The 6,528-nt window shown below is 75.0% G+C and carries 7 protein-coding genes and 1 pseudogene; 5 read left to right on the top strand and 3 right to left on the bottom strand.

The features are described from left to right. Nucleotides 1–296: pseudogene (locus L0B03_RS12270) on the bottom strand (hypothetical protein); the annotation flags it as partial. Between the two features lie 490 nt (nt 297–786). Between L0B03_RS12270 and L0B03_RS12265 the strand changes: the two are divergent. The 5 genes from L0B03_RS12265 (at nt 787) to L0B03_RS12245 (ending at nt 4,675) form a co-directional block, all read left to right on the top strand. Then, a complete protein-coding gene (locus tag L0B03_RS12265) occupies nt 787–1,260 on the top strand; it encodes a Dps family protein (RefSeq protein WP_250446125.1) in 474 nt (157 codons plus the stop codon). Between the two features lie 67 nt (nt 1,261–1,327). Next, nucleotides 1,328–1,855 carry a low molecular weight protein-tyrosine-phosphatase gene (locus L0B03_RS12260; protein WP_250446126.1) on the top strand — a complete coding sequence of 176 codons (528 nt, stop codon included), beginning with the start codon at nt 1,328–1,330 and terminating at the stop codon, nt 1,853–1,855. Then, on the top strand, nt 1,852–3,036 hold the full coding sequence (locus tag L0B03_RS12255) for a pyridoxal phosphate-dependent aminotransferase (RefSeq protein WP_250446123.1): 1,185 nt from the start codon (nt 1,852–1,854) through the stop codon (nt 3,034–3,036). The genes L0B03_RS12260 and L0B03_RS12255 overlap by 4 nt, the downstream gene beginning before the upstream one ends. Before the next feature lie 44 nt (nt 3,037–3,080). Then, nucleotides 3,081–4,166 (top strand): lactate dehydrogenase, encoded by a 1,086-nt coding sequence (locus tag L0B03_RS12250; protein ID WP_250446121.1) that lies wholly within the window; start codon nt 3,081–3,083, stop codon nt 4,164–4,166. Further along, on the top strand, nt 4,163–4,675 hold the full coding sequence (locus L0B03_RS12245; RefSeq protein WP_250446120.1) for a hypothetical protein: 513 nt from the start codon (nt 4,163–4,165) through the stop codon (nt 4,673–4,675). Before L0B03_RS12250 ends, L0B03_RS12245 begins: the two co-directional genes overlap by 4 nt. A gap of 25 nt (nt 4,676–4,700) precedes the next feature. On the opposite strand, the gene L0B03_RS19605 is transcribed toward L0B03_RS12245, so the two are convergent. Further along, the gene (locus tag L0B03_RS19605; RefSeq protein WP_250446118.1) at nt 4,701–4,790 is read right to left on the bottom strand and encodes a helix-turn-helix transcriptional regulator; all 90 of its coding nucleotides are present in this window, start codon (nt 4,788–4,790) and stop codon (nt 4,701–4,703) included. 34 nt (nt 4,791–4,824) lie between these two features. Continuing rightward, nucleotides 4,825–6,528 (bottom strand): DUF2264 domain-containing protein (locus L0B03_RS12235; RefSeq protein WP_250446116.1); only part of this gene is annotated, 1,704 nt, incomplete at its 5' end.

Raw genomic sequence — 6,528 nt, 5'->3', positions numbered from 1 at the left:
GAGGCGCCGCGCAGCTGGGCCGCCTCGTCCTGGGCGGGCGCGACGACCGCGACGGGGGCCGAGGCGTACAGCGCGCTGCTCGTGGCGGCCGCGAGCTCATCGGGCCCGGGGCCCTCGAGGACCACGGTGGCGTCCTCGGGCAGGCTCAGCTCCGCGGTGCGCACAGGATCGGGGGACGGCGTGGGTGTGGGGTCGGGCGTCTCGTCGTCGGGTCCCTGGTCCGGGGTGCAGCCGAGCAGGAGGCCACCGCTCAGCGCGAGGCAGAGCAGGGCGGCACCGGTGGTCGAGGAGCGCATGACGCCTTTCGGGCAGGACGGACGGGCCCCAACCCTAGGCCGGTGCCCCGGGGGGACGCAGCCGGGTGCCGCGACGAGGCCGCGAGAACCGGTCGAGAAAACCTCTTGGCAGGCGCGGGACGCCGTCGTACCGTCGTCGGACACGGGAAAGGAGGTGGTCCAGAACATGATTTCTTCTTGGACGCGTGAGGTGACTGTCCGCTAGTCGCCCGATCAGCTCGGACGGATTGCACCGGTCCCGAACCGCTCCTGCGGCAGCGAGACCACGGCAGTCACCGCAGCCCGTGGGCGCCGTGCCCCGTCCAGCACGGCACGCCGATCCCCCTGACCGGCAGCCCACGGGCTGTTCCATGCCCGGACGCGCCAGGCCGATCTGCTCCGAGCCCAGCGGCGCGACGACGGGTCCCCGCTCGCCCCTCGCGTGTCCCACGGCGCCGGTACGGTGGCGAGGACGGCGTCAACCACGCCTCCCCACATCCGGAGGAGTCCCATGAGCATCCCTGTCGACATCGGCATCCCTGACGAGCAGCGGGGCCAGATCGTCCACGGCCTGTCGAAGGTGCTGGCCGACTCCTACACGCTCTACCTCAAGACGCACAGCTACCACTGGAACGTCGTCGGCCCGATGTTCCACTCGCTGCACGCGATGTTCGAGGAGGAGTACACCGAGCTCGCCCTCGCGGTCGACGAGATCGCCGAGCGCATCCGCGCCCTGGGCGCCCCGGCCCCCGGCACGTACCGCGAGTTCACCGAGCTGTCCGTGCTCGGTGAGGACACCGACCAGCCCGAGGCCCGCGAGATGGTCGCCCGCCTGGTCGCCGCCCACGAGGCCACCGCCCGCACCATCCGCGAGGCGCTGCCCGTGGCCGAGGGAGCTCCGGACCAGGTCTCGACCGACCTGCTCACCCGTCGGCTCGAGGTCCACGAGAAGACCGCGTGGATGCTCCGCAGCATGCTGGCCTGAGGGCCGCGCGCCTCGCCGCGAGCCCTTCATCCCGCCCCACCCCGGAGGTCCGTCCGTGTACAAGGTCATGACCGTCTGCACCGGCAACATCTGCCGGTCACCGATGGCCGAGGTGGTGCTGCGCGCCCGGTTCGAGGCCGCAGGCCTGGGGGACCAGGTGGAGGTGGACTCGACGGGCATCAGCAGCGAGGAGCACGGCAACCCGATCGACCCGCGAGCCCTCGCGGTGCTGACCGGGCACGGGTTCGAGGCCGGGAACCACAGCGCACGCCAGGTGAGCGCGGTCGACCTCGCCTCGCGCGACCTCGTGCTGGCGATGACCTCCTCCCACGCGAAGGCCTTGCGACGGCTGGCCCGAGGTGATGTCGCCCTCGAGGACCGCGTCCAGATGTTCCGGAGCTTCGACCCCGCAGCGCCGACCGAGGGCCCCGAGCACCTCCTCGACGTCGACGACCCCTGGTACGGGGATGACGAGGGCTTCGAGGTCACGATGAGCGAGGTGGTGGCCGCGGCCGACGGCATCGTCGACCACGTGCGTCGCGCCCTCGAGGGAGTGCCGCCTGCCGAGGCCGCCGACGGGACGCCCCGGGGATGAAGGTCTCGGCCCGGGCGCAGGTCCCGCCCTTCGCGGTGATGGAGGTGCTCGCGGCCGCCAACGCCCGGCGGGACGCGGGGGAGTCGATCATCAACCTGTGCGCGGGGCAGCCCTCGGGCGGCGCCTCGGCGGTGGTGCGCGAGCGGGCCCGTGAGCTGCTCGCCGCGGGGGACCACGGCTACACCGAGGCCCTCGGCATCCCGGCCCTGCGCCGGGGGATCGCCGAGCACTACGGCCGCTGGTACGGCGTGGACCTCGCCCCTGAGCAGGTGGCCGTGACCACCGGGTCCTCGGGCGGCTTCCTGCTGACCTTCCTCGCGGCCTTCGACCCGGGCGACCGGGTGGCCCTCGCCCGGCCCGGCTACCCGGCCTACAAGAACATCCTCGCCTCGCTCGGCTGCGAGGTCGTCGAGCTGGCCTGCGGGCCGGAGTCCCGCTACCAGCCGACGGTCGAGCACCTCGAGCGGGCCCACGCCCAGGCACCCCTCGCCGGCCTGGTCCTGGCCAGCCCCGCCAACCCGACGGGCACCATGGTCGACGCCGCGGGGCTGACCGCCCTCGCCGACTGGTGCGCGGCCCACGGCGTGCGGCTGATCAGCGACGAGATCTACCACGGCATCACCTACCGCGACGCGGCCACCCAGCAGGCCACGGCCGCGCACCACCTGGACCGGGGCGCCGTCGTCGTCTCCTCGTTCTCCAAGTACTGGGCGATGACCGGGTGGCGGCTCGGGTGGCTCGTCCTGCCCGAGGACCTGCGCGGCCCGGTCGACGCCCTCGCGGGCAACGTGGCCCTGTGCCCGCCGGCCCTGGCCCAGCACGCGGCCCTCGCGGCCTTCAGCCCCGAGGGGTACGCCTCGGCCGAGGCCGACGTCGCCCGGTACGCGGCCACCCGTGCGGTGCTGCTCGAGCGGCTGCCCGAGCTCGGCTGGGGCCGTGTGGCCCCGCCCGACGGAGCCTTCTACCTCTACGCCGACATCGCCGCCTCCGGGCTCGACGCCGTCATCTGGTGCGCCCGGCTCCTCGATGAGGCCGGGGTCGCGATGACCCCCGGGACGGACTTCGACGGGGTCGACGGCACGCACTGGGTGCGGCTGTCCTTCGCGTGCACCCCCGAGGAGATCGACGAGGCGGTCGACCGGATCGTGGCGTGGCAGCGCGGGCTCGTCGACGCCCCCTGACAGCGGGCAATCTCCCCGACATCTCCCGCGGCTAGTCTCATCAGGTGGACGTAGCGGTGCTGGGGGCGACAGGTGACGTGGGGCGACAGGTGTGCACCCAGCTCATCGAGCGGCGGGTGCTGCCCCGGGCCTCGCGCCTGCAGCTGGTCGGCCGCCCCGGCGGGGCCTCGGGCCGCGCGGTCTACGGCCTTCGCGAGGACCTCGTCGACGCCTTCGACGAGCACGCCCCCCTGATCGACGTCGCGCTCAGCCCCGAGGAGGTCGTGGCCGACGTGGTGATCCTCACGGCGGGCCGCACCGCCCCCGCGACCACAGGGGCACCCACCGACCGCGCCGCGCTCGCGGCCGACAACCACGCCGTCTTCGCCTCCTACGCGCGAGCCCTGGCCGAGCACGGGTCCGGGCACGAGGTCGTGGTGGTGGTCTCCAACCCGGTCGAGCTGGGCGTCGCGGTCATGGCGCGCGAGCTCGGTCGGCATCGCGTGATCGGCATGGGGGCCTGGCTGGACACCCTGCGCTTCCGCCGCGAGATCGCCGTCTCCCTCGGCCTGCGGCGGCACCGCATCGGCGGGTTCGTCGCGGGCCAGCACGGCGCCGACATGGTCCCGCTGTGGTCGACCGTGCGGATCAGCGGGCTGGACCCCGAGGAGCGCCGTCGGGCCGTGGACGGGCTGCGGCGCGGACGCTCCCTCGCGCACTTCGGTGACGAGGTGGCCCACGCGCAGACCGAGCTGCTCGACCTCGCCGCGCAGGACATCGGCGCGGCCTTCGACCTCATCGACACCTGGCCCCCTGACGTGCGGGCCGTCGCCCGGCCGTGGATGACCCACCAGAGCGGCGCGAAGACCGCGACCGGCACCGCCAACGCGACCGTCGACCTCGTCGACACGGTGCTGGACGGGCGCGAGATCGTCGTCGCGGGGCAGGTGGCCCTCGCGGGGGAGGTGTCCCTCGGCGGGACGCCGCTGCACGGGGTGATCGGCGCCCCCGTGGTGCTCGGCCCCGAGGGGTGGACCCGGGTGCTGCTCGATGAGCCCGCCCCCGACGAGCTCGCCCGGCTCACCGAGTGCGAGCAGCGCATCGACGCCGGGCTCCAGCCGTGGGGCCTGGGCCGCGAGGTGCCCGCATGAGCCCCGGCGCCGAGGTGCCGGCCGAGGCCAGCACCGGTCCCGAACCGGAGCAGCGCTGGGTGGCCCTGATCCGCGGCGACGACCGTCCCGGCACCCTCACGGCCCTGAGCAGCGTCTTCTCCACCCGTGGCGTCAGCTTCACCTCCCTGGCGACCGGGGGCGTGGACGGGGACGTCGGCAGCATCGCGGTGACCTTCTGCGCGACCACCCGGCGGGCGCGACTGCTCGCCCGCACCGTCGAACGCCTCTCGGTGGTCCGCTCGGTGGTCGCTCGCCCCGTCGAGGACCCGCAGGTCCGCGCGGCTGGCGTGGTCCGCATGCCCGACGGCGTGCCGTTCTCCCCGGCCGCCGCGGCGGACCTCGAGTGGTCGGGGGACGCCTCGGCCGGACGCCCCGTGCTCGTCGAAGGACCGTTCGCCCAGGTCGGCACCGTCGTCGAGCAGGCCCGCCGCGAGGGCGCCGTCATGACCGCGGTGATGGTGCTCGGCATCGACGGGGTCGACCACTGACCGGCTGCGCCGCTCCGCCCCAGGCCTAGCCGCGCGACTCCGGGGCGAGGCTGAAGAGGTCCCCAGGCTCGCAGCCGAGGGCGTCGCAGACCGCGGTCAGGGTCGAGAAGCGCACAGCCCGGGCCGGAGGGCGCGTGCAGGGTCGGGGGTCAGGGCAGGGCGGTGTGGGTCCGTTCGCCGTCCGGCCAGCGCACGTCAGCGGTGCGGCCTGCTGCCGAGAGCTCGAGGGTCGCGCTGGGCCGTGGGCTCCGCGTCGGCCCCGGGGCCCGGGTCGGTTGCTCGAGGGTCACGAGGGCCGCGACCCAGGCCCCCGGGCGAACCGACGTCTCGACCCAGGGCACCTCCGCGGCAGGCCCGAGCATGCTCCCCGCCGCATGGTGGGTGCTGCCCGTGCGGGCGGTGCCGAGCAGGGGGAGGACGGCGGAGTGCAGCCCGTCCCCGGGAACCGTCGGCCATCCGCTCAGGCGCAGGCGCAACGCCTCGGGGTCGATGCCCGTGGCGAGCCGGTCGACCCGGCACAGCCGCACCTCCCACGGTCCGCGGACCAGGGAGACGGTCGTGAGGGTGCCCGCCTCGGTCACGGTGCCGGTCAGCCCGGAACCGTGGTCCCGCGGCTCGGGATCGGGCTCGAGCCACCGCACCCGTGCGGTCGAGGCGGCGACCCCGACCGGGACCTGCCCCTCGGTCGCGTCGACGCGGGCGCCCAGGGCCCGCCACCCCGCCCGGTGCGTGGCCCGCCCCGCCTCGTCCACCAGGACGGCGCTCTGGTCCGACGGCGAGGCCTTGCTCGCGGCGTCGGTGAGCGGGCTCGTCGCCGTCGAGTACCCGAGCCGGGCGTACAGCGGGGCGTCGCCGACCACGTCGCCCTCCTGGGCGTGGTCGGTGCCGTGGTTGACCACGCGCACCACGCCGTCGGCCCGGGTGCTGCTGAGGATCCAGCCCGGGGCGCGCACGGCCCGCACCTGGTCCTCGCGCTCGACGGGCAGGGGCTCCTCGACGGCGGTCCAGGCGGGGTGGTCGGCCGGCAGGGCGAGGCCGAGGAGGCCCTTGCTGGCCCAGTAGGGCGAGCCGGGGCCGGTGTAGGTCTGCGAGATCGCGGGCCACTCGTGGTGCCAGCCCTGGGTGAGCAGGCCGCGGTGGTCGGGGGCGCCGTGGTCGACGAAGTGCGCCACCACCCCCGAGGCGGCGCGCCGCAGCTCCCCGAGGGAGGAGGAGGGCACCTCGGCCATCGCGCCGACCCAGAACGGCGCCGCGGCCGCGAAGCGGTAGGTCAGCGAACGGCCCTGCAGGAGCGGTGAGCCGTCGGCGCCGACCAGGGTGAGCGCGTCGCGCAGGTAGCGGTCCAGGAGCTGCACGTCGCGCTCGCGGCGCGGGGCGGCGAGGTCCTCGGCACCGCGCATCCGGGCCCACAGGGTCGGGTACAGGTGCAGGGCCCACCCGGTGTAGTGGTCGAAGGCGCGCTGATCCCCGTCGGCCAACCAGCCGTCCTCGCGGACGAACCTGTCGTGGGTGGCGAGGTCCTCCTGCATCTCCGTCAGGGAGTGCGACGCGCCCACCGAGCGCAGGAAGGTCTGCACCACGAGCCGGAACCACACCCAGTTGATCCGCGGGTAGGTGTCGTCCCCGACGGCCTCGGCGAGGTAGTCGACGAGCTGCTCCTGCACCAGCGGGGCCAGCCCCTCCCACAGCCAGGGCCGCGTGAGGTCGAGCACCAGGGCCAGGGAGGCGGCCTCGACCTTGGCCTGCGCGTGCTCGGAGAGGCGGGGCCATCGGCCGGGGCCGTGGGGGTCCGTCCCGGCCGCGAGGCCCTCGGCGTACCACTGGGCGTCGCCGCGCGGGTCGGCCCCGCGCTC

Source organism: Actinotalea sp. C106 (genome assembly GCF_023630195.1).
Lineage (GTDB): Bacteria > Actinomycetota > Actinomycetes > Actinomycetales > Cellulomonadaceae > Actinotalea.
The sequence above is the reverse complement of the archived record's forward strand: the minus strand, read 5'-3'. Positions and strand labels throughout refer to the sequence as shown.